We start from the raw sequence: 21734 nt of genomic DNA, 5'->3' as shown, positions 1-21734 counted from the left end.
GGTGGCGAAGACCGCGTTGCCGAAGGCGGCTCGAATCTGCTCCTGCAGGGTCCGGTGCACGCGGGTCTTGCCGAGCATGGTGATCAGCACCCGGTAGCGCAAGGACGGGTTGGAGCGCTGGCGGATGTTGCGGATCAGGTCGAGCATTTCCCGCAGGGAATGGGCGGAAAAAAACTCGCATTGGGTAGGGATCACCAGCAGGTCGGCGGCGGTCAGCGCATTGATCGTCAACGCGCCCAGGGAAGGCGGACAATCCAAAAGCACCACGTGGTACATGTTGGCTTTGGCAAGCGCCTTGCGCAGGAGGTGCTCGTAATTCTGACGGACGTAGAGGAATCGTTCGACCATCAGCATTTCCCCGGAGGCGGGAATCAGGTCCAAACCCGGGACGTTGGTCTCGCGCGAGACGCTCATCGGGGAGGTGTTGCCGAGCAGGAGATCGGCCACCGAGCGGCGGACCTGGTTCGGTTGGATGCCCAGGGCAAGGGTCAGGTTGGCCTGGGGATCCAGGTCCACCAGCAGAACCTCGCGGCCGTTCTCCACCAGCGCGGCGCCAATGGAAAGCGCAGATGTGGTTTTGGCGACTCCGCCTTTTTCATTGGCGATGGCGATGATGGTTGTCATAGTCCGGATCCTATCTTTCGATCATCATCCTTGTGCGGCACGCGCGCGTTCTTCTCCGGCGGCGGCAATCCGCTGCCGTCACGACGAACCCGCGCCGTCCCTTCCCTTGGGTTCTTCGATTTTCGCCGGCCGGATCGGCCCGACCATGACGGTTCCGCTGGAGATTCCGAGCGCGCGGCGCAGCTCGCTGACGGCCGTCTGGAGAATGGAGGAAATATCGTTGGTGGACCGGATCCGGCTGGTGATTTCGACAACCTTCCGCTCCCGTTCCGCGCGCTGGGAAACCTGGCTGAACAGGCGGGCGTTCTGAACGGCGACCGACAATTGGCCGGAGAGCGTTTGGATGATCGCGATTTCATCCTCGCCGAAGGCGTTCGGCTTGGCGGCGTGCAAGTCCAGGACTCCGATGGTCCGCCCGGCGACGATCAGCGGGACGGCGAGTTCAGCTTGGGTCTCCGCCAGCAGGGGATTGGCTTGGAAGTGCGGATCCTGATCCGGCTGATTGGCGGCATACAGGTTCCCGATCGAAAGCGCGTGGCCGACGACCGAACCCGATTCGGCGATAAACGAAGCACGGCGTTCGACAAGCTCGGCGGCGCCCTGGCCGGAGGCGGCGTAGATTTCCGCGAATTGATCCTGCTCGTCCATCAGGTAGACCGCGGCGTGCGAAAATCCGAACCGCTCGCGGATCAGTTCGACGACGCGCCGCAGCAGCAGATCGAGGTCGAGGGTGGTGGTGGCGTCGCGGGCGATCTCGTTGGCCGTCTGCAGGTAGGCGGCGCGGCGGGTCAGCTCGGTGTAGAGGCGGGCGTTCTCCAGCGCCAGGGCGGCCTGGGTGGTGACGGCTTCGATGAAGGTCAGATCGTCCTGGGACAATTCCTTCGGACCCGTTTCGAGGGTCAGGGCGCCGATGACTTGTTCGCGCAGGATGAGCGGCGCGGTGACCTGCGTTCCGTCGGGGCTGCGGGAGATGGTGCTGGGCACCGCCGCGGACGGAGCGGGGGCCAGCGGCGTAACGATTTCCTCCCCTCCGGCTTCACCGCTTTCCACCGAGAGGGAGAAGTCGGCCGATTCTTGGTCCAGTTCCTTCCAGGCGTCGGCCATGTACCGCCGGTTCAACGCGCGGACTTCTTCGCGGTCCGCTTTCGATTGGGCGTCGAGCCGGGCCATCTCCAGGCCGTGCGCCAAAGTCTGCGAAATCCCGCGCAGGGTCAAGAGGTCGGAATCGTCGAAGGCGTCGGCCGCCTCGGACTGCACGTCCAACGCCCCCAGGCACCGGTCGCCGATCAGCAGCGGGATCACCAATTCCGAGCGGCCTGCGGATAAGGGATTGTCCCGCTCCACCGCGCGGTTCCCCTCCGAAAAGATCCGCTTCGCCTCCACCGCCTGGCGGACCAAGGAAGTGGATTCGGGCGGAACGCGGTACCCGCGACCGATCAGCCTTTGGGCTTCCGGGGAAGATCCCGCGCGCAGGACCAATTGCGGGCCGGGCTCCTCGAGCAGAAAGACGGCCGCCAGGGCGAGTTCCATCCTTTGCTGCAGAACGTCGGCGACCGATTGCAGGAGGATCAGGGGCTTGCGTTCGGCGCCCGCGGCCATTGAGGTTTCCGCCAGGGTCCTCAGTTGGATGATCCGCTGATCCAATAATTTCTTGTTTTCGGAAATGCGCCGGATCAGTTCCTGGTGCTCGTTCTGCAGGGCTTCCGCGAGCTGTTTTTCCATCTGCAGGGAGACCCGCATCTCCCGGTTGTAGATCGCGGAAATCCCGGTCAGAACGGCCAAGCCCAGCCCCAGGCCCAAGGCGTCCGGCCAGACGGTGGCCGCCGGGGCCGACCCGTCCCCCACCGAAAGGATTCCGCCCTGCTGCAGCAACCCCACCAGGATGTGGGCCAGCATGCTGAGGAAGGCGAACACGATTCCGCTTTGGGTGCTGATCAGGATCGCGGCGGTGAGGGTGGCCATCGCGTACCCGATGTAGATGGCGTGGCCCACTCCCAGGACGAGCGAGGCGGCGAGCATCACCAGAAAGATGGTCGTCACCGCGATGTAAGCCGCCAAACGGACCCATCCGCTGCGGGCGATCAGGATCGCAATCAGGTAGACCGGCAGGACGATCACCCCGGCGACCAAGCCGATCCACGAGCCGCCGCCGATGAGGGCCAAAACCAGGCTGAGGACCGCGAACAAGCCGCCCGTCAATGCCAAGCCGATGACGACCAGGTAGAAAAGACTCTCCTGCCGGGCTTGCTCCGGGTCTTTGGATACGGGAGGAAACCAGCGTGAGATCCGATCCAGCATGAGGTTGCGCTTTTATCCCTTTCGTCGCCGGGGAAGCGTCATCCCTGCGGCTCCCGGTCCTCTCCTCCGTCCCCTTCCTCGGGGGAGGACGTGTCCGCCAAGCCGAGTTTAATGCTCGCGCGGCGGGCGCCGAGCGCCCGACTCAACTCGCTGGCGGTCGTGGTCAGAATGCCTTGCATGTCCACCGAGCGGCGGATTCGGCTGGTGATTTCAAACAGCAGGTGCTCGCGTTCCGCCTGGCGGCGGGTCTGGTCGAACAGGCGGGCGCTTTCCAGGTTGGCCGCCACCTGCAATGCCAGCAGGTTGGCCAGTTGCACTTCCTCGGTCGAAAAATTCCGGTCCGACGACATCCGCGAGAGCAGCAGCCCGCCGATGGTGCGCCCAGTCCATTGCAGGGGCAGGGCCAGCGCGGTTCGGATGCCGGCCTGGGCCAGAGCCCGCGAGAGCGTTCCGGTGCTGGCGGGCGAATAGGTCACGGCCTTGTTGGTGGAAAGCGCCTCGCCGATAACGTCCTGGCCGTAATGGGCGACCAAGCCGGTGATGTGTTTGAGGTGCGGTTCGCAGGTGCACATTTCGATCCGCACCTCGTCTTTGCCCGACGGGAAGGCGATCGAAACGCAATCCGCGCCCGAAACGCTGCGGACGCGTTCCAGCGCGGAACGCATCAGGGATTCCATGTCGCCGGAAGGCGGACCGGCCATGCCGATCGCCTCCTCATAGAGGTGGCGCAGGCGCTCCCGTTCCTGGGTCACCTGCTCGAACAGCACGGTGGAGGACATGATCGCGGCCAGAGAGCTGGCCACCGTTCCGAGCAGCTGCACGTCGTCTTCCGAAAAGGCCGAGAAGTGGGGGCTTTGGATGTCGAGCACGCCCAGCAGTTCGTCGCGGTGGATCAGCGGCACGCACAGTTCGGATTGGATGTCGGAGTCGATCATCAGGTAGCGGCTGTCGGCCGCGGTGCTGGCCACCAACGAGGGCTGTTTGTTGCTGGCCACCCAACCCTGCACGCCTTGGCCGAGGGGAACCCGCATCTTTTCCACCTCGCGGGAATTGAAGCCGGAATGGGCCCGGACGACCAGCGTGTCCTTGTCCGGGTTGAGCAGGAACAGCGCGACCCGGGATCCGTTCATAGTCACGCGCAAGCCCTGGGCGGCGCTGAACAGCGCGTTGTCGAGCGACGAGCTGGAGGCGGCCGCCGTCGTCACCTGGTAGAGCGAGCGGTGGCGGGCGAGGTATTCGCGCGTCGTGGAGAACAGGCGGGCGTTCTCCACCGCGATGGCGATCTGGTCGGCGATGACTTGCAGGATGGTGATGTCGTCGGGCGTGAAGGCGTACGGCAGCGTGGACTGCACGTCGAGCGCGCCGATGACCGTTTCGCCGATGCGCAGCGGGATGCCCAGCTCCGCGCGCGTGGCGGGGAGCAGGGGGTTGGGCCGGTGCATCGGGTCGGCGGTCACGTCGTCGGCCACGCGCGGGCGGGCGTTTTCCGTAACCCACCCGACGATCGATTGGGAGCCGACCCCCAGTTTATGGCCGCGGGCTTTCATCTGGCGCCCCGCCTCCCCCGTGGATTCGCGCAGCATGGCGAACTTGCGCTCGTCGTCGAGCAGGAACACCGAGGAGTGGTAGAAGCCGAACCGCTCGCGGATCAGGTTGATCGAGTGGGACAGCAGCCGGTCCAAATCCAGGAGGCCGATGGTCTCGCGGGCGATCTCGGCCGCCGTCTGCAGTTGGACGGCTTTCCGCTCCGATTCCTGAAGCAGGGAGGAGGTGCGGATGGTCGAGGCGATCTGGGTGGCGATGGTCGAAAGCAGGCGCAGGTCGTTGTCCTTGAACCGGTTTTCATTTTCCGAATCCAGCAGGATCAGCGCGCCCACCACCTGGTTGGCGGTGATCAACGGCACGCCCAGCCAGGAACGCGGAACCGCTCCGGAAGCCGATCCGCCGCCGGACTCCTGCGCCCCTGCACCCTGCGGAACGAGGCCGCTCAGCGGCACGCCGAGGGCTGCAGCGCGTTCCTGAACGTTTTCTTCCAGGAGCAGCGGCTGGGCGTTGCGGATGACCAGCGCGTACAGGCTGTCGCCCATTGCGGAGGTTTCGAGGTTGACGGTTTCCCCGCCGAGAAAAGCGTAGGGGAAGGAAAGCAGGTCGCGGTTCGCATCGTACAGGGCGACGATGATGTCGATGTTGCCCAGCGCGTTGCGGGTCTGTTCGTGCACGGTTTCGAACAAGCCTTGCAGGTCGGTGGCCTGGGAAACGGATTGGCTGATCCGGTTCAGGGTGGCCAGCTCGGAAAGCCGGCTTTGTGTGGTCCGCAGCAATTCCAGACGGTCCATCGCCGAGATGATGGATTCGGTCACGGGAGTGAGCGGCCGGATGCTGGTCTGGGTGATCGCGTTTTCATCGCGCGAAGACAGCATCACGGCGCCCTGGAACCGTTCGCCCAGCCGCAGGGGGAGGAAGGCGGCCACGCGGCATCCGAGGGTTTCCAGGAATTGGCGGATGTTCGCAGGAATGCGAACCATTCCGGATTCGACTTTCACAATCAGGGCCGCGGCGGAAGGCATCAGGCGCGCCAGGGTGTCCGGATCCTCCTGGATCTCGGCCGACGGCGGATTGGAGCTTTCGGGATTGACCGGATCGTAAAACCCGGCGACTTTCAAGGACGATTCGCTTGCCTGCAGCAGGGTCACCACGTACGGCGTACCCCGCATGCCGTCGATGGTCGCCTTGAAGATGTCCTCCGGCGTCGTGGCGACGGCGATCAGGCGGCCGATGCGGTACAGCTGCTGCGAAACCTCGGTGCTGAGCCGCGCGGTCTCCAGGGTTTGCGCGTTCTGAATGGCGGAGCCGGTTTGATCGGCAAGCGATTGGATCAGGTCAACGTCCTCCGCGGTGAATCCGTTGGCGGCGTTGGAATGGACGTCGAGCACGCCGATCGTCCGCTTGTTGACCCGGATCGGGCAGGCCACCTCGGAGCGGGTGTCCGGCAGGAGGTCGTTGCGGACGTACATCGGGTCTTCCGAAACGTTGGGTGTGTGGTGGGACCGTCCCGACTGAGCGACTGACCCGATGATCGAATAGGATCCGAGCGGGAAGCGGTTGCCCGATGCCTTCAATTTCTCCCCGGCCGGGTCGGTGGCCTCGCGGATCACTGCAAATTGGCCGGCGTCGTCCACCATATAAATGCCGCAGAAATCGAACGCCAGACGGTCCCGGATCAGATCGACCACCGCCCGCATGGTTTCTTCCACGCTGACTTTTCCGGCCAGCGCCTGCACCAATTCGGCGGAAACCACGATCTTGCGGGTGGAGGATTGCCCCTCCGTGCCGATCAGCTGGGTCACGTCGCGGAGGGAGCCGGTCAGCCGGTTTAGCGAAGTGGCCAGGGAAACGAATTCCGAGGTTCCGTATACGGGGAATTGGGTATCGGTCGCCCCGGCCGCAAAGCGGTTGACGGCCGCGGCTAGCCGGGTGGTGGGGCGGATGATGAAGAAGAACGCCTGCACCCCGGCGATCGCCAGCGCGGCGGCGATCGCCGCGCCGAATAGGAGAAAGATGGAATTCAAGGGGGTCAGGGCGGCGAAGACGGTCGCTTGATCCCGCTCAACCAGGATCTTGGTCGTCGAGGGTTCCCCGCCGCTCTCGCCGACGATGTTGCGGATGTTCAGGTAGTCGGTATACCCGACCACCGGCAGTCCGAGGACGTTGTTGTAGGTCGACGGCTTGGCGGGGGTCGACGGGATCTGCGAAGTGTTGATGCTGAATTGAAGGCTGGTGAAGGTTCCTTCGCCGAGGTTGACCCGGACGTAGGAGGAATCATTGAAGGTGAGGACGATGTAATTCACGGCGGCGTTGTTTAACGGAACCGTGACGACCTGATACAACTCCGTCTGCAGCAGGATCCCGACGAGAACCAATCCGGTCTGCCGGGATGGCGTCTGGAGCGGCGCGGCGGCCAGGACGGTGAAGGAGGAAGGGCTGAACAGCGGATGGTTGACCTGGACGTAGGAAAACGGCTGGCTCCAATCCGGCGCGGGATTGATCCCGCTGGTGCCGACCAGCCCAACCCCCTCCCAATCCGGTTGGGTCGAAGCGATGATCGTTCCGGTGGCGGCCTCTACGACGAAGAAATTCTCGAACATGACGCCGCGCGGCGCCAGTCGGTACACGGCATCGAAGAACGCGTCTTTCGATTCGGCCGTGGATTCCAGCGCGGCGGCCGCGGCGACGATGTCCGTGTTGCGGCCGATGGATTGAACCCGTTCGTATCCGTCCGTCTGCCAGATGCGGGATTTCGCATCCACGCCCTCGAAGGAGTTCACCAAGCTGGCCGCGCTGGTTTCAAAGAAGCTGTTGCGGGTGGTGGAGTAGGCCAGCCAGCCCATCAGCATGGGCAGGATGACGAACGGCAGGAGGATGCCGATGAACGCCGTCGACATGCTGCGCGGCGCCAGGAGGTTCAGGATTGGATTCGACCGGAAGCCCATTCGCTCAGCCATGCCCGAATGCTCCTAAAGGGATCGCTCCCTTTCTATGAATACTCCCAAACCGGCTCCCCGTGCAGCATCCGGCGGATCTGGTCCGGAAACCGGTCCGGATCCAACGGCTTCCCGACGAAGCCGTCGAAACCGGCCGCCTGCGCCCGATTCAATTCATCCTGGCTGGCGTTGGCCGTCACCGCGACGACGGGGATGTCTTTGTACAAGGAAGTTCGGATCTTGCGCAAAGCTTCGTAGCCGTCCTCGTACGGAAGGCGGATGTCCATCAGGATCAGATCGACCCTCGGCAGCGTATGGGCGTATTCCACGACCTCGTATCCGGAGGTCTTCCACTCGCAATGGATTCCAAGGTACGCCAGCATGCGCGCCATCAGCACAAAGTTCGACACGTTGTCTTCCACCACCAGAATCGTGGCTTCTTTCGGATTGACGATCCTCTTTCTCCGCACATCGGCCGGATCTTGGGAGGGCGGCGAGGAAGGGGTTGGATCGGGGCTGGTATTCATGAGCCTATGGTCCTTTTGACTTGCGGAGATATTTCGAGATTTGCCAAGGCAGTTGGTCGATGTCGACGGGCTTCTGGATGTAGCCGTCGCAGCCCGCTTCCAGTACGCGCTCCCGGTCTCCCTTCATGACGTTCGCCGTTAGGGCGACCACCGGGATGTGGGCCAACCGCGGCGTCGATCGGATCCTGGCGGTGAGGGTGTAGCCGTCCACCTCCGGGAGGTTGATATCCATCAGGATCAGGTCGGGAGGGTCGGAGAGCGCCAATTTCAAGGCTTGCTGGGCGTCTCCGGCTTCCAGAACGTGGTACCCCTCGGCCATCAACACCCGGCGGATCAACAGCCGGTTGTCCGGATAATCCTCGATATACAGGATCCGGATGGGCTTCTCCTCGCTTGGGCTGGTCAAATCATTGATGGGAGTGTAGTTGTACACCGACCGCTCGCTTTCCTGATCGCCGCATCGGATCCGACCCGAACGACGGCCGTTCCCGCCGGTTTGGCTGCAACTCCGATGCCTGCCGGCTGTTTCTCCAAAGCCATTATCCAGAAGCAACAAAAAAGGCAAAGCCGTTGAAAAACCGCCTTTTTTGCCGATCTGGACAAATCGTGGTGATGAAATCGATTATACTCCGAAAGCGCGCTTGTCGGGTCAAAAAGTGGCGAAAAAAAGCGTAAAAGGTTCGTGAATGACGCTGAAAACGCGGGAAATGCACCATGCCGTATCCGCCGCCGGGGCGTTTCGATTTCCCAATTACCGGTTGTGGTTTGCGGGCCAATCGGTTTCGCTCATCGGCACGTGGATGCAGATGGTGGCCCAGCAATGGGTCGTCTATGAAATGACCGGCTCCAAGTTCATGCTGGGCGCCGTTGCGTTCGCCAACAGCTTCCCCAACTTCTTCCTGATGCTGCCGGCCGGGGTGATTGCCGACCGGTTACCCCGGCGGACCATTTTATTGTACACGCAGACGGCCTCGATGCTCCTGGCTTTTCTGTTGGCTTTGCTGCTGGCCTTCGGCGTTTTGGAGGTCCGCCACGTGTTCGTGGCGGCCGTCTTGCTGGGAGTCGTCAACTCGCTGGATGCGCCCACCCGCCAATCCTTCACCGTCGAGATCATCGACGACCGCCGGGACCTCCTGCACGCGATTGCCTTGAATTCCACCATGTTCAACTTGGCGCGGGTCATCGGGCCGGCGGTGGCGGGCTTCGTTCTGGCGAGTTGGGGGTCGGCCTGGTGTTTCGGGCTGAACGGTGCCTCCTACCTGGCGGTGATCGCCGGATTGCTGGCCATGCATATCCCCTCCGCGCCGGCGCCGGTCACGGCGGGATCGCCCCTGCGGATCCGGGAGGGAATCCGCTATGCCCGCCGGCATCCGGTCATCCTCCCGCTGATCTTGATGACGGCCGTCAGCGCGATGTTTCCCTTCGCGTACGCCACCCTCCTGCCGGCCTTCGCCGTGGAGGTTTTTCACCGGGGCGAGACGGCTCTCGGGTTCCTGACCGCGGCGGTCGGAGTGGGCGCGCTCCTGGGTTCCCTGTTCATGGCGGCGATCGCCCATGCGACGGGCAGGGTGAAGCCGTTCGTTCTGGGGGGAATCCTTTTTCCGCTGTCCCTGCTGGGCTTCGCCCTGTGTGGGTCCTATACGGCGTCTCTGGTGCTGTTATTGGCCGCGGGCTTCGGCCTGGTGGTCCAGAACACATCCATTAACTCCCTCATCCAACTGCAGGTGCCCGACGAGATCCGGGGTAGGATCATGAGCATCTACCTCCTGGCTTTTTTCGGGGCTTTGCCCGTAGGAGCCCTGCAAGCCGGCTGGATTGCCCAGACGCTGGGGCCGCAGGCGGGCATGGCGATCTTGGCGGCTGTGGGGTTGGGATTGTTTCTCAGCATCCTCGCCGCCTTCCACGGCCTGCGGCGGATATAATCGCCCCCGGAAGATCTTCGGAGGATGGTCCGGATGAAATCCTTAGGCGCGGATGATGGATGACGATCTGACGCCCATCCGCAGGCAGTACCTCGATATCAAGCGGAAGTACCCGCACGCCCTGCTGTTTTTTCGGCTGGGGGACTTCTACGAAACGTTCGATTCCGACGCGGAGACCGCTTCCCGCGAGTTGGAGATCGTCCTGACCTCGCGCAATGTGGCCAAAGGAAGCCGCGTGCCGATGGCGGGCATCCCCTACCACGCCGCGGAAGGCTACATCGCCCGGCTCATTCAACGCGGTTACCACGTCGCGATCTGCGAACAGGTCGGGGAAGCCGTGGGCGGCTTAATGCCGCGGCAGGTGACCCGCGTGATCACGCCGGGAACCGTTATGGAATCGGGGATGCTCTCCCCGAAAAAGAACAACTATCTGGCCTGCGGCACGGCCCGCGCCAAGCTGGGGGCGGTGGCGTATATGGACATCAGCACGGGGGAATTCCGGGTGTGCGAGTTCGAAGCCGATGACGCGTCCCAGGCGGTGCGGACTGAGCTCGTCCGTCTGGGTCCCGCAGAGGTGGTCGAGCCGGAGGGGGAGGCGAACGGCCCCGAGGAAGCCGGCGCCCGGACGGTTTGGCCTGCCTGGCGCTTCGAGCCCGGGCGCTGCGAACAGGCCCTCCTGCGCCAGTTCGAGACCGCCTCCCTGGAGGGATTTGGGCTGGATCGGAAGTCGGCGGCCGTGTGTGCGGCGGGAGTCCTGGTGCAGTACCTGCAGGAGACTCAGCCCGCGGCGCTGGACCTCGTGCGCGAGATCCAAACCTATTCGCTGGCCGATTTCATGATCCTCGATCCGGCAACGCGCCGCGGACTCGAGCTGACCGAGACCTTGCGCACCGGAGAGGTGCAGGGCTCGCTGCTGGGCGTGCTCGACCTGACCGCGACCGCGATGGGCGCAAGGGCGCTCCGCCGCTGGATCCTTCAGCCGTTGTTGGATCTGACGGAAATCCGCACCCGGCAATCAGGGGTGAGGGCGTTTTTCGAGGCCGGCCTCTCCCGGGCGGCTTTTCGCGATTCCCTCAGGAGCTTGAACGACATCGAGCGGCTGGTGAACAGGATCGGATCGGGAAGCGCCCTGCCGCGTGATTTAACGGCGTTGAGGGAATCCCTAAAGGCCCTGCCCAAGGTTGCCGAAGCGCTGGCGGGATTGCCGCCCGAAGCGCAAACCGCGCTTCCCCGGCCGGATCCGTGCGCGGACCTGCTGGAGTTGCTGCGGCGGGCCGTGGCCGAGGATCCGCCGGCCACGCTTGCGCAATGCGGAGTGATCCGTCCCGGCTACAGCGAGGAGTTGGACCGCACGGTCGAGGGCGCGCGCGAAGCCCGGGAATGGATCGCGGGTTTGGAAGCCTCCGAGAAGAGCCGAACCGGAATAAAAACCCTTAAGGTCGGATACAACAAGGTGTTCGGCTATTACATCGAAGTGTCGCGCGGGCAGGCCGGTGCGGTCCCGGCCGAATACATCCGCAAGCAGACTCTGGTCAACGCCGAGCGGTTCATCACCCCGCAGATGAAGGAATATGAAACCCGGGTGCTTCACGCGGAGGAGCGCATCCGGGAGATCGAGACCCGCCTGTTCCGCGAAGTGTGCGCGCAAATCCACGCCCGGCGGTCGGCGCTGCTGGCAACCGCTCAGGCGGTTGCCCGTTTGGATTGCCTGGCGGCGCTGGCCGAGGCGGCGGCGAAATACGATTACGTTCCGCCCGAGGTGACGGACGAAGCGGCGCTCGACATCCGCGACGGACGGCATCCGGTGGTGGAGCGGTTCCTAGAAGCGGAACGATTCGTGCCGAACGACATCCGTCTGGAGGACGGGGAGATCGTCCGCGTCATCACCGGCCCGAACATGAGCGGAAAATCCACCTACCTGCGGCAGGTGGGGCTGGTGTGCCTGATGGCGCAGATCGGCTCGTTCGTCCCCGCCCGCTCGGCGCGGATCGGGCTGGTCGACAGGATCTTCACCCGGATCGGCGCAAGGGATGAAATCCACGCCGGGCAATCGACCTTCATGGTGGAGATGGTCGAGACGGCCAACATCCTCCGCCACGCCACCCGCCGGAGCCTGCTGATCTTCGACGAGGTGGGCCGCGGGACCTCGACCTACGACGGGGTTTCGATTGCCTGGGCGGTGATTGAATTCATCCACAACCATCCGCGCCTTCAGGCCCGCACCTTCTTCGCCACCCATTACCATGAACTCATTCGTCTGGCGGGAATGCTGCCGGGGGTCCGCAACTACAACGTGTCCGTGGCGGAAGAAGGAAGCCGAGTCGTTTTCCTGCACAAGATCGTCCCCGGCGGCGCGGACCGCTCGTATGGGATCCATGTGGCTCAGCTGGCCGGCATGCCTAGGCCGACGATCGCCCGGGCGGAGGAAATCCTTAAGGAGTTGGAGCAGGGAGCAGGCGGGGGCGGATCCGCGGCCGCGCCCCCACGGCAACTGCAGTTGTTCGCCGACACCGATCCGTTGCGGATAGAACTGAAGGGTTTGGATCTGGCTTCGATGACCCCCCTGGAAGCCCTCGGCAAGCTGTTCGAATGGCAGAAGAATTATCCGCCGGAAAAATGAATCCGGCGGAAGGTTTGGAGCTCCGCCGGGGCGGGCGCCGGCAGTGTCTCCCCTTTCGCATGCCCAACCGGTTTTTTCGAACTTCCTGATCTTCAAGCCCCGTTCGTGTTCTTCGCGGAGAGCAACTCCAGGATTGTGCTTTGGATCGTCCGCACCGCCCACGAAAGCGATGTGCTGACCGAATGGCTTAATCCTGTCCCCAATTCATACTTCTCCCCTTCGATGCCGATCAGCACCAGACGCGGCGGGAGTTGTAATCCCGTTCGGCGGGCGACCGAAACGGCTTCCGCCACGCCGAAGCCGTGGGCGGTTTTTTCCGCGGGCGTCAGCCCGGCCTCCGGGATCGGATCGAAAACCCGTACCGAACCGGGAGGCAGGCCGGCGGCCACCGCATCCACCAAAACGGCGGCGTCCGCGGATTCTAAATCGGGCAGTAGGCCAAGGCCGGGTGTCTCTAATAGAAGGATTTGCAGGCGGGGATCCTGCGCGGCGGCGGGGAATTCTGCCGACCAGCGGCGGACGGCTTCCGGACCGGCGCCGTCGTCGCCGCGCAAGTATTGGCCGATCCCGATCAAGACGACGTTCATCCGGCGGAGGCGGATCCGGTGCGGGGCGAAGCACGCGAGCCCAGGATCCTGCGGAACGCGAGCGCGGTCAGCGGAAGCGTCAGCCCGATGGCGACGGCCGAACCCAGGCACCACAGGCAGGTGGCGCCGATGACGAAGGGTTCCAGGAAAGTCAGGTAGGCGGAAAAAACCGCCGCAAACAGGGCCAACCCGAACATGGCGGCGGCGGCCGCGGCCTTCCAGCCGCCGTTTGCCATCCGGTGGAAAAACCAAGCCAGGCCGGTCAGGAAATACCCGAGCAGGCCGAATTCACCGACCGATAAAAAACCGAGCAATCTGGAATAGCGGCTTGCGTGGACCGCTCCGCAATTGCCGATCGCTTCGCAGTAGAGTTGCGACGGCATGCGTTCGGCGTAGGTCAGATAGGCCGCGATGGCCGTCCCGGCGGAAAGGATGGCGGGCAGGAGCCAGGCCGGCGCCGATTGCAGGGAACCCGGCGCCGGCCGGAAGACGGTCGCGATGGAAAAGATCAGGGAGAGGATCAGAAACGCAAACACCGCCGCGGCCAAGGAGTTCGCCGGTTGATCGGAAAAGAACCTCTCCCAAGGAGACGGCGGGGCGAGATAGAAGCCGGCCGCCTTGAGGGCGTCCTCCAATCCTGGAACGGAAGGCCAGCGGTTGCCTCCCAAGGCAAGCTTGGATTCGATCCATCCGGGAAAGTCGGATTCGATCGCGGACACGCCGACCAGATAGGCGTCGTCCACGAACAGGATCGGGACGGCCCGCAGGTTTGGCGGGACGGAAAGGGATTCGAGGGCGGTGAAATACAATTCGCCGCCCGCGGGGGTGGTGACATCGACGGTGAAGACCAGCAGGCTGGTTCCGTACTGCTTGATCAGCGGAGGCAGAACCTCGTTCAACAACGTTTTGCAGGTGCCGCATCCGGGATTGTAGAACAAGACGGCCTTCACCGACGCGGTCTCGGTCCGGACCGGAGATGCCCGCAGGAGCGGAAACACCCCCAAGGCGAGCAGAATGCCGGCGCGGCGGAACATCTACACGGTGTCCTCGTTCACCCAGCGGACGAAGTGGACCGAGCAGGAAATGCACGGATCGTAGGAGCGGATCAGGTGCTCGCAGGCCAACGTCGCTTCCTCGTGCGGTTTGGCGATCACGGTGGGCGCGAATTTCCACAGGTCCGCCTCCATCCGAGCGTAGTTCTGGGAGGTGGGCGGAACGATGCGCGCCTTTTCGATCAGCCCGCCGGCGCCGACGGTGTACTTGTGGAACAACAGGCCGCGCGGCGCTTCGGAAACGCCGCTCCCCTCGCCCGGCTTCGGATCGAACAGGATCCGGCTGGGACCCTCGGGGCGGTATTCCCGGATCAGGCGGACCGCGTCTTCGTAGGCGTCGACCAACTCGAATGAACGGGCCAGGAGCGCCTTAAAAGGGTTCCGGATCGGGAATTGGATTTTTAATTCCTTGATCAGGGATTGGGAAGTCTTACCCAATTGGCCGTGGTTCAGGTTGAAGCGCGCGAGCGGTCCGACCATGTAGCTGTTGCCGGCTTGGGTGTGGCTGTGAAGCGAATTGCAGTGGGCGACATGCTCCTCCAGGTAATGCCGGTCGAATTCCGAGGGCGGGATATCGAGGCCGGTGGAGGAAACCACGCGCCCCTCCAGCACCCCGTACTCGTCCGGGTGGCGGGTGGCGACGTACTCCGCGTCGACCTCGAACTCGGGATACGCCAGGCCGGCGGCCCAACGGACCTCGTCGACCGCGGCTTGAGCCGACCATTCCAGCTCCGGCAGCAGCGCCTCGAGGGCCGCTTTCTCCGGCCAGCGGTAGAAGCCTCCAACGGTCGTGGAGACCGGGTGCACCGAGCGTCCGCCGATGACCCGCAGGAGCGCATTGCCGACTTTCTTCATCCGCAGTGCCTTGGTTACGACTTCCGGCGCCACCTCGGCCAGGCTGATCGCGCTTTCCTGTCCGAGCAGGTCCGGCGCCTGCAGCAGGTAGATGTGCAGGGCGTGGCTTTCGATATATTCGGCGCAGTAGAGCAGCCGGCGCAATGCGCGGATCGGCGGCGTGATCTTCACGCCCTGCGCGGCTTCCAGCGCGTTGACCGAGCTCATCTGGTACGCCACCGGGCAGATCCCGCAGATCCGCGCGGTGATGTCGGGCACTTCGTACAGCGATCGGCCGCGCAGGAAGCCTTCGAAGAACCGCGGCGGCTCGTAGATGTTGACCTTGATCTGGTTGATCTTCCCGCCCTTCACGCCGATGTACAGGCCGCCTTCGCCTTCCACGCGGGCCAGGGCGGGCACTTCGATCGAGCGGATTTCCGTGGATTTGGTCGCGCTCATTGCTTCTTCTCCTCGGCGAGAATCTCCTCCGCCGCGTTGGCAAACGCCGGAGCGAATCCGGAAACATGGCTGAGCAGCCGGGCGGCTTCGCGCGGGTCCTTTTCCATAGCCCGCAGCGTGGGAACCAGCGTCTTCAGGTCCACGCCCGGCTGGGGTCCGAAGCAGCCGTAGCAGCCGCGGCCGTTGGCAGGACAAATCGCGCCGCATCCGGAACGGGTGACCGGCCCCAGGCACAGCATGCCCTTGGCCACCATCACGCACACGGTGCCGTTGCGCTTGCACTCGAGGCACACGGAATGCTGCGGCAGGTTGGGCTTGCGGTCCTGCAGCAGCGCGGTGACGGCTTCCAGAACCTCTTCTTTGTTCACCGGGCAGCCGTACAGTTCCAGATCCACCTTGACGTGCGCGGAAATCGGGGTCGCCTTCGGAAGGTAATGCAGATATTCCGGGTGGGGATACACGTGGCGGGCGTATTCGTCCGCGTCGGCCCGGTTGCGCAGGGCTTGGATTCCGCCTGCGGTGGCGCAGGCTCCGATGGCGATCAGAAGCTTGGCTTCCCCGCGGATTTTCTTGATGGTCTCGGCTTCGTGCGGCGTGCTGACCGAGCCTTCCACCAAGGCGATATCGTACGGACCGGGAAGGACACGGCGCCGGGCTTCCAGGAAATTCGCGATTTCCACGGCGCCGGCGAGCGCCAGCAGTTCATCTTCCATATTCAGAAGCTGCAGCTGGCAGCCGTCGCAGGAGGAAAATTTGAATACCGCAACGGTGGGTTTGCAGGGAGCAGGCATCAGAATTCCTCCACGCCGAAGTAGGGCTCGATGACGGAATACGGAAACACCGGACCGTCTTTGCAGACGAAGAACGGCCCCAGCTGGCAGTGTCCGCAGAACCCCTGGCCGCACTTCATGTTCCGTTCCAGCGACACGTAGATCCGGTCCGCAGGGATCCGGCGGGCCAGGGCTTCGAAGACCACGAAGCGGATCATGATCTCCGGTCCGCAGGTCATCACCGCGGTCTTGGCCGGATCCAGCCGGAAGCGGTAGAAGAGCAGCGGGACTACACCCACCTGGCCTTTCCAGGTGTCGTCGGCGCGGTCGACGGTGACCTGTACGTCGATATCGCTTTTGCGCCAGGCTTCGAATTCGTTTGTGTAGAGCAGGTCGGAGGGGCTGCGGGCGCCGTAGAGCAGGATCACCTTGCCGTACTTGGCCCGGTTGTGGAGGATGTGGTAGACCGCCGGGCGCAGCGGCGGCAGTCCGATCCCGCCGGCGGCGAGCAGGATATCCCGGCCTTCGAGCTGCTCGATCGGCCAATGGGTGCCGAACGGGCCGCGCAATCCGATCTCGTCGCCCTTTTTCATGCGGCCGATCGCGCGGGTGACGTTTCCGACGGCCCGCACGGTATGGCCGATGGCATCGCGTTTTTCGGGGTCGGAGCAGATCGAGATCGCGGCTTCGCCGTACCCCGGCAGGTAGAGCATGTTGAACTGACCCGGTTCGAAGGCATACCCTTTTTGCAAGGCGGGGTCTTTGAATTTTAGCCAGACGGTGAAAGTGCTATCGATCTCTTCGCGGAGGTCGGTCACTTCTGCCCAGCAGGGATTGAGCAATTCCTCGGACGAGACGGCGGCCGGCCGTTTGGATGCTGCCAGGGTGGTCATGAACGCACCTCCTCCTTGCGCAGTGCGGCGATCTCTTCGGTCACGTCGATTTTCACCGGGCACCAAGTGATGCAGCGGCCGCAACCGACGCAGCCCAGGACTCCGTATTGTTCCTTCCACGACCCGAACTTGTGGGTCAGCCATTGGCGGTAGCGGGAGCGCGTGGTGGGGCGGGTGTTGCCGCCGGCTTGGTGGGAATAACCGGGGTTGAAGCATGAATCCCACACCCGTTGGCGCTCGGTGTGGGCGCCGTCCAGGCTGGTGCGGTCCTGGGTGTCCCAGCAGAAGCAGGTGGGGCAGACGAGGGTGCACGAGGAGCAGGACATGCAGCGCGCGGCGACCGCCTGCCACTCCGGATGCTCCAGGTTTTTCAGCAGCAGGTCCGGAAGGTCGCCGATCTCGAGGGTGCGGCCCATCCGTTCCTTGGCGGAGGCCAATCCTGCCTCGGCCTTCTGGACATCGGCCTTGTCGGCGGCTTTGAGCGGCAGGCCCTTGAGCATCTCAAGTCCGGCGTCGGTGCCAATCTCGACCAGGAAGACCTCGTCGAGTTCGGTCAGGCACAGGTCGAAGCCGCCGGAGGCCTTTGGGCCGGTCCCCATCGAGGCGCAGAAGCAAGTGCCGCAAGGATGAAGGCAGTTTACGGCGACGAGGAACGCGTTCTTGCGCCGGTCGCGGTAGATCGGATCGGTGAAATCCTCGCGCAGGAAGGCGCGGTCCTGGATCTCGATCGCCGCCAGTTCGCAGGGGCGGACTCCGACCAATGCCAGACGCGGAGCGGATTCCGTGGCGCTGTGTTTCTTCCACCCGCCGTTCTTCTGGAACTCCAGGAGGGATACGCGCGGCGGGAAAAAGAACTGCTTCCAGGACTGCGCGCCGGGGGTGATGTCGAAATAGCGCTGGTTGCCGCTGGCCACGATCCGGTAGCGGCCGGCCTCCTGGACGCTGGTCAAGCCCCGGGGAAGATCCGCCAGCCCTTCGATCGGCTCGTAGACCACCGCGTCATCACGAATCCGCGGCCCGATTGTCCGGTAACCCTTGTCGCGCAGCCGGGAGAGAAGCGGATCCAACTGGTCCTTGGGCAAGGCTACGGTCGTGCCCACACTCAGCGGAATATCAGCCATGAGGCGCCTCCGAAGACGGGTTGGAGAACATATCCAGCAGTTGCAGCCGGGTGGCCAGCAGGCGTCCGGCAATCACGTTGACGACGTGGTGCATCACGGCGTAACCCAGCGCGGGATCGGCTTCGCACGCCGCGCGGAGTTTTCCGGAGTCGATGGCGAGCAGCTTCCCGTCGGCGACCGCCCGGGCGGTCATTGTGCGTCTGGGAGCCGCCTCCGCCACGCCTGACCAGCCCAGGACCTCCTGCGGCTCGACGGTGAGGATCCGCAGCCGTCCGCGCCCGGGGACGTTCATCTCCAGAGCCACCCGTCCCTCCAAAACGATGTAGAGGCAATCCCGTGGATCGCCTTCGCGGAAAACTACTTCATCGTCCTGCATCGGGCGGATTGTGGATACGCCGGCGATCACCCCGACGTGTTGGTCGTCGAGGTCGGAAAAAATCGGCAACGAGCACAGCATGCCTGCGGTAACCGGTTCAGTGGCCATCCTTACCTCCCGGGTTGGGGCGGAGATTTCGTATGGGGGCGCATTGTATCATTTTTCACAAATAGCAGACAGGGATTTCATGTTCCGGGGTTGCCAAAAGTCCGAAGCTTGATATAATCCGCGCTTGTCCAGCGAGGTCTGTCGCATGAAATTTCCACAAACCATTTGCCCGTCACTTCCGGGGACCACTACCACTACTACCACCTCTCGCACCTGAGCGCGATATCGGCCACCCGCCCGTCGCGCCGGATGCGCATATCCCGGAAGCGACGGGCTTTTTTTATTAACCGGACGGTTGGAGGAGAGCATGGCGGAGAAGATGCTGGTGATGAAATTCGGCGGGACCTCGGTGGGAAGCCCTGCGGCGCTGAGGGGGATGGCCGAAATCGTCCGCAACAACCGGAAAGAATGGCCGCGGGCGGTGGTCGTGGTTTCGGCGATGTCGGGGGTGACCGATCTGTTGTTGGCCGGCACGTCGGCGGCGGTCCGCGGCGACTCCGACCTGGTCCGGCACGCCGTGGGCGAAATCTCGCAAAAGCACTCCGACGCGATCCGCGACGGCGGGTTGGCTCCCGAGACCGGCAAGGCGATCGATTCGTCGCTGCGCGAATTGAGGAATTTGTATCACGCCGTCACCGCGCTGCGCGAAGCCTCGCCACGCGCGATGGATGCCATCGCCTCTCTCGGAGAGCGGATGAGCATCCACATCGTCGCGGGGTATCTGGACCGGGCGGACGTTCCGGCCGTACCGGTGGAAGCGTCCGACTTCCTGCTGACCGATAACAAATTCCAGAATGCCTCTCCGATGATGGCCGAAATCCCCTCCCGGGCGCGGCCGGTGTTCGAACCGATCTTCCAAAGCGCGGCGGTCCCGGTCGTCACCGGCTTCATCGGCGCGACGGATGAAGGCGTGATCACCACGCTCGGGCGCGGGGGTTCCGATTTCAGCGCCGCGATCGTCGGGGCGGCGCTCGGCGCCGACGAGGTCTGGATCTACACCGACGTCGACGGGGTGATGACCGCCGATCCGCGCGTCGCGCCGGAAGCCCGCAGCCTGCCGTCGCTTTCCTACCGCGAGATCTCCGAAATGGCGTATTACGGCGCGAAGGTCGTCCATCCGAAAACCATCCGGCCGTGCATCGAGCGGCAGATCCCGTTGTGGATCAAGAACACCTTCCATCCCGATCATCCGGGGACGGTGATCCTGGCCAACGGGCAGGCGACCAGCGTGGTGGTCAAAGCCGTGACCGCAATCCGCAACCAAACGATGATTACGGTCCAGGGGGGCGGAATGATGGGCGTGCCGGGCATCGCCGCGCGGACCTTCGCCGCCGTCGCGCGGATGGGGGTCTCGGTGACGCTGATCACCCAGGCTTCGTCGGAGCAAAGCATTTGCTTCTCCGTCCCCGGCCACGGCGGAAAATCCGTCCAGGAGGTGCTCGAGGAGGAATTCCGCCGCGAGATCGACCGGGACGACATCGACGCCGTCGAGCTGTTGGAGAATTGCGTCATCGTCACGGTGGTGGGAGCGGGCTTGCGGAACACCCCCGGGATCTCCGGAAGAATCTTCAGCGCGCTGGGGGACGCCAAGGTGAACGTCGTCGCGATCGCGCAGGGATCCTCGGAATGTTCGATCAGCCTGGTGGTGGACAAGGCGGATGAGATCCCCGCCGTGCGGGCGATCCATGCCTTGATCGTGGCGGAGAACAACGCGATGTAAATCGCGCTCCTTGTCCCGGAGACGCCTTCCCGGCCGGCTAGCCGAGTTCGGACGGGCTCGACCGAAGCGGTTGGGCGGGAAGGGGCCGGAGAGGGGAGGGATGAATCGAAGGCGGGAACGACAAGATCTCAGGACCGAGAAGGGAGCGGATGAAACATGGAAAAGATCCCCGTATCGATATTGGGCGCGACCGGAATGGTCGGACAGCGGTTCGTATCGCTGCTCGACGGACATCCGTGGTTTCGAGTGGCGGCGCTGACCGGTTCCGACCGGTCGATCGGGAAGACCTACGGCGAATCCTGCCGCTGGGCGTTGGCCGCGCCGATGCCGGAATACGCCCGGGCGATGATCGTTCAATCGACCGAGCCGGATGCGGAATCCGCGCTGGCCTTTTCGGCCTTGCCGTCGGATCTGGCGCGCAAGGCGGAGCCACTGTATGCCCGCGCGGGAAAGGGCATCTGTTCCAACGCCTCGGCCTTCCGGATGGAAGCGGACGTTCCACTGCTGATCCCGGACGTCAACCCGGACCATACCGGATTGATCGGGATCCAGCGCCGGAACCGCGGTTGGAAGGGCTTCATCGTCACCAACCCCAACTGCACCAGTACCGGGCTGACGATGGCGCTGCGCCCGATCCTGGACGCGTTTGGAATCCGGCGCATGTTCGCGGTTTCGATGCAGGCCATATCCGGAGCCGGCTATCCGGGCGTTGCGTCGCTGGATATTCTCGACAACGTCATCCCGTACATCGGCGGAGCGGAGGAAGAAAAAGTGGAAGCGGAGCCGCGCAAAATGCTCGGGAGGCTGGCGGGGGATGCGATCGCGCCGGCGGAATTCCAGGCTTCCGCGCATACCAACCGGGTGGCGGTGTCCGACGGGCACACCGTGTGCGTCAGCCTGGAATTGGAGAAGCAGGCCGCGCCGGAGGAAGTCCGCAGAGCGATGGAAGCCTATCCGTTCCCGGAGGCCGTCCGCGGACTGCCCAGCCTGCCCGATAAATTCATCGAAGTCCGCAGTGAGCCGGACCGCCCCCAGCCGCGCAAAGACCGAAACGCCGGAAACGGCATGACCGCCGTCGTCGGACGGATCCGGCCGGACCCGGTCTGGGACGTCAAGTTCGTGGTCCTCTCACACAACACCGTCCGCGGGGCGGCGGGCGGCGCCCTGCTGAACGCGGAATTGTTGGTCGCCCAAAAATATATCGGCGCTTGAATCACGGAGTTCTGAAAAAAGGGGTTGTCTCAAAACAGCATTAGGTTGTCTCCGGATCGTCATGCCCGCGCCCGCCCTCGCGCCCGCCCTCGCGGAGCGGGGGGAGCGGGGGTGTTCGTAGCGGGCATCC

The 21734-nt window shown here is 64.0% G+C and carries 16 protein-coding genes; 4 read left to right on the top strand and 12 right to left on the bottom strand.

The features are described 5' to 3' along the window. The 5 genes from JW929_14345 to JW929_14325 all read right to left on the bottom strand — a co-directional run. Positions 1–624, bottom strand: a 624-nt coding sequence (locus JW929_14345) for a ParA family protein (GenBank protein ID MBN1440584.1), incomplete at its 3' end; no start/stop codon positions are given. Between the two features lie 78 nt (positions 625–702). Then, positions 703–2922, bottom strand: coding sequence for a GAF domain-containing protein (locus JW929_14340; protein MBN1440583.1), 2220 nt, complete (start codon positions 2920–2922; stop codon positions 703–705). Between the two features lie 38 nt (positions 2923–2960). Then, positions 2961–7424, bottom strand: coding sequence for a GAF domain-containing protein (locus tag JW929_14335; GenBank protein MBN1440582.1), 4464 nt, complete (start codon positions 7422–7424; stop codon positions 2961–2963). A gap of 32 nt (positions 7425–7456) precedes the next feature. Further along, positions 7457–7930: a response regulator gene (locus JW929_14330; protein MBN1440581.1), complete on the bottom strand. Its 474-nt coding sequence runs from the start codon at positions 7928–7930 to the stop codon at positions 7457–7459. Between the two features lie 4 nt (positions 7931–7934). Beyond that, positions 7935–8309, bottom strand: coding sequence for a response regulator (locus JW929_14325; protein ID MBN1440580.1), 375 nt, complete (start codon positions 8307–8309; stop codon positions 7935–7937). A 307-nt stretch (positions 8310–8616) separates the two neighbouring features. Here JW929_14325 and JW929_14320 point away from each other — a divergent pair, with 307 nt between their 5' ends. Both JW929_14320 and mutS read left to right on the top strand, forming a co-directional pair. After that, the gene (locus tag JW929_14320; protein MBN1440579.1) at positions 8617–9852 is read left to right on the top strand and encodes an MFS transporter; all 1236 of its coding nucleotides are present in this window, start codon (positions 8617–8619) and stop codon (positions 9850–9852) included. Positions 9853–9907: 55 nt separating this feature from the next. Continuing rightward, positions 9908–12472, top strand: a complete 2565-nt coding sequence (gene mutS / locus JW929_14315; protein MBN1440578.1) for a DNA mismatch repair protein MutS — start codon at positions 9908–9910, stop codon at positions 12470–12472. 92 nt (positions 12473–12564) lie between these two features. Here mutS and JW929_14310 read toward each other — a convergent pair whose 3' ends face one another. The 7 genes from JW929_14310 to JW929_14280 are packed head-to-tail and all read right to left on the bottom strand — an operon-like array spanning position 12565 to position 18672. After that, the gene (locus JW929_14310) at positions 12565–13059 is read right to left on the bottom strand and encodes a hydrogenase maturation protease (GenBank protein MBN1440577.1); all 495 of its coding nucleotides are present in this window, start codon (positions 13057–13059) and stop codon (positions 12565–12567) included. Next, a complete protein-coding gene (locus JW929_14305) occupies positions 13056–14093 on the bottom strand; it encodes a vitamin K epoxide reductase family protein (protein MBN1440576.1) in 1038 nt (345 codons plus the stop codon). The genes JW929_14310 and JW929_14305 overlap by 4 nt, the downstream gene beginning before the upstream one ends. Next, positions 14094–15404: a Ni/Fe hydrogenase subunit alpha gene (locus tag JW929_14300; protein MBN1440575.1), complete on the bottom strand. Its 1311-nt coding sequence runs from the start codon at positions 15402–15404 to the stop codon at positions 14094–14096. Then, the gene (locus tag JW929_14295; protein ID MBN1440574.1) at positions 15401–16195 is read right to left on the bottom strand and encodes a hypothetical protein; all 795 of its coding nucleotides are present in this window, start codon (positions 16193–16195) and stop codon (positions 15401–15403) included. The genes JW929_14300 and JW929_14295 overlap by 4 nt, the downstream gene beginning before the upstream one ends. Further along, positions 16195–17067 carry an FAD/NAD(P)-binding protein gene (locus JW929_14290; GenBank protein ID MBN1440573.1) on the bottom strand — a complete coding sequence of 291 codons (873 nt, stop codon included), beginning with the start codon at positions 17065–17067 and terminating at the stop codon, positions 16195–16197. The genes JW929_14295 and JW929_14290 overlap by 1 nt, the downstream gene beginning before the upstream one ends. Beyond that, a complete protein-coding gene (locus JW929_14285; protein ID MBN1440572.1) occupies positions 17064–18188 on the bottom strand; it encodes a 4Fe-4S dicluster domain-containing protein in 1125 nt (374 codons plus the stop codon). Before JW929_14285 ends, JW929_14290 begins: the two co-directional genes overlap by 4 nt. Further along, on the bottom strand, positions 18181–18672 hold the full coding sequence (locus JW929_14280; protein ID MBN1440571.1) for a Crp/Fnr family transcriptional regulator: 492 nt from the start codon (positions 18670–18672) through the stop codon (positions 18181–18183). The genes JW929_14285 and JW929_14280 overlap by 8 nt, the downstream gene beginning before the upstream one ends. Before the next feature lie 307 nt (positions 18673–18979). Here JW929_14280 and JW929_14275 point away from each other — a divergent pair, with 307 nt between their 5' ends. Both JW929_14275 and asd read left to right on the top strand, forming a co-directional pair. Next, entirely contained in the window at positions 18980–20392 is a 1413-nt protein-coding gene (locus JW929_14275; GenBank protein ID MBN1440570.1) for an aspartate kinase, read from the top strand. A gap of 156 nt (positions 20393–20548) precedes the next feature. After that, positions 20549–21604 (top strand): aspartate-semialdehyde dehydrogenase, encoded by a 1056-nt coding sequence (asd, locus tag JW929_14270; GenBank protein ID MBN1440569.1) that lies wholly within the window; start codon positions 20549–20551, stop codon positions 21602–21604. Positions 21605–21734 lie beyond the last annotated feature (130 nt).

The sequence above is a fragment of the Anaerolineales bacterium genome, from assembly GCA_016928575.1.
Taxonomy (GTDB): Bacteria; Chloroflexota; Anaerolineae; order Anaerolineales; family RBG-16-64-43; genus JAFGKK01.
This window is presented reverse-complemented; position numbering and strand designations above follow the sequence as displayed.

Bases quoted from the DNA above. Each gene is read 5' to 3' on its own strand.
- JW929_14280 (MBN1440571.1), bottom strand. From the start codon at position 18,672: ATGGCCACTGAACCGGTTACCGCAGGCATGCTGTGCTCGTTGCCGATT.
- JW929_14340 (MBN1440583.1), bottom strand. From the start codon at position 2,922: ATGCTGGATCGGATCTCACGCTGGTTTCCTCCCGTATCCAAAGACCCG.
- JW929_14275 (MBN1440570.1), top strand. From the start codon at position 18,980: ATGGCGGAGAAGATGCTGGTGATGAAATTCGGCGGGACCTCGGTGGGA.
- JW929_14290 (MBN1440573.1), bottom strand. From the start codon at position 17,067: ATGACCACCCTGGCAGCATCCAAACGGCCGGCCGCCGTCTCGTCCGAG.
- JW929_14330 (MBN1440581.1), bottom strand. From the start codon at position 7,930: ATGAATACCAGCCCCGATCCAACCCCTTCCTCGCCGCCCTCCCAAGAT.
- JW929_14335 (MBN1440582.1), bottom strand. From the start codon at position 7,424: ATGGCTGAGCGAATGGGCTTCCGGTCGAATCCAATCCTGAACCTCCTG.
- JW929_14305 (MBN1440576.1), bottom strand. From the start codon at position 14,093: ATGTTCCGCCGCGCCGGCATTCTGCTCGCCTTGGGGGTGTTTCCGCTC.
- JW929_14300 (MBN1440575.1), bottom strand. From the start codon at position 15,404: ATGAGCGCGACCAAATCCACGGAAATCCGCTCGATCGAAGTGCCCGCC.
- mutS (MBN1440578.1), top strand. From the start codon at position 9,908: ATGGATGACGATCTGACGCCCATCCGCAGGCAGTACCTCGATATCAAG.
- JW929_14285 (MBN1440572.1), bottom strand. From the start codon at position 18,188: ATGGCTGATATTCCGCTGAGTGTGGGCACGACCGTAGCCTTGCCCAAG.
- JW929_14320 (MBN1440579.1), top strand. From the start codon at position 8,617: ATGACGCTGAAAACGCGGGAAATGCACCATGCCGTATCCGCCGCCGGG.
- asd (MBN1440569.1), top strand. From the start codon at position 20,549: ATGGAAAAGATCCCCGTATCGATATTGGGCGCGACCGGAATGGTCGGA.
- JW929_14295 (MBN1440574.1), bottom strand. From the start codon at position 16,195: ATGCCTGCTCCCTGCAAACCCACCGTTGCGGTATTCAAATTTTCCTCC.
- JW929_14310 (MBN1440577.1), bottom strand. From the start codon at position 13,059: ATGAACGTCGTCTTGATCGGGATCGGCCAATACTTGCGCGGCGACGAC.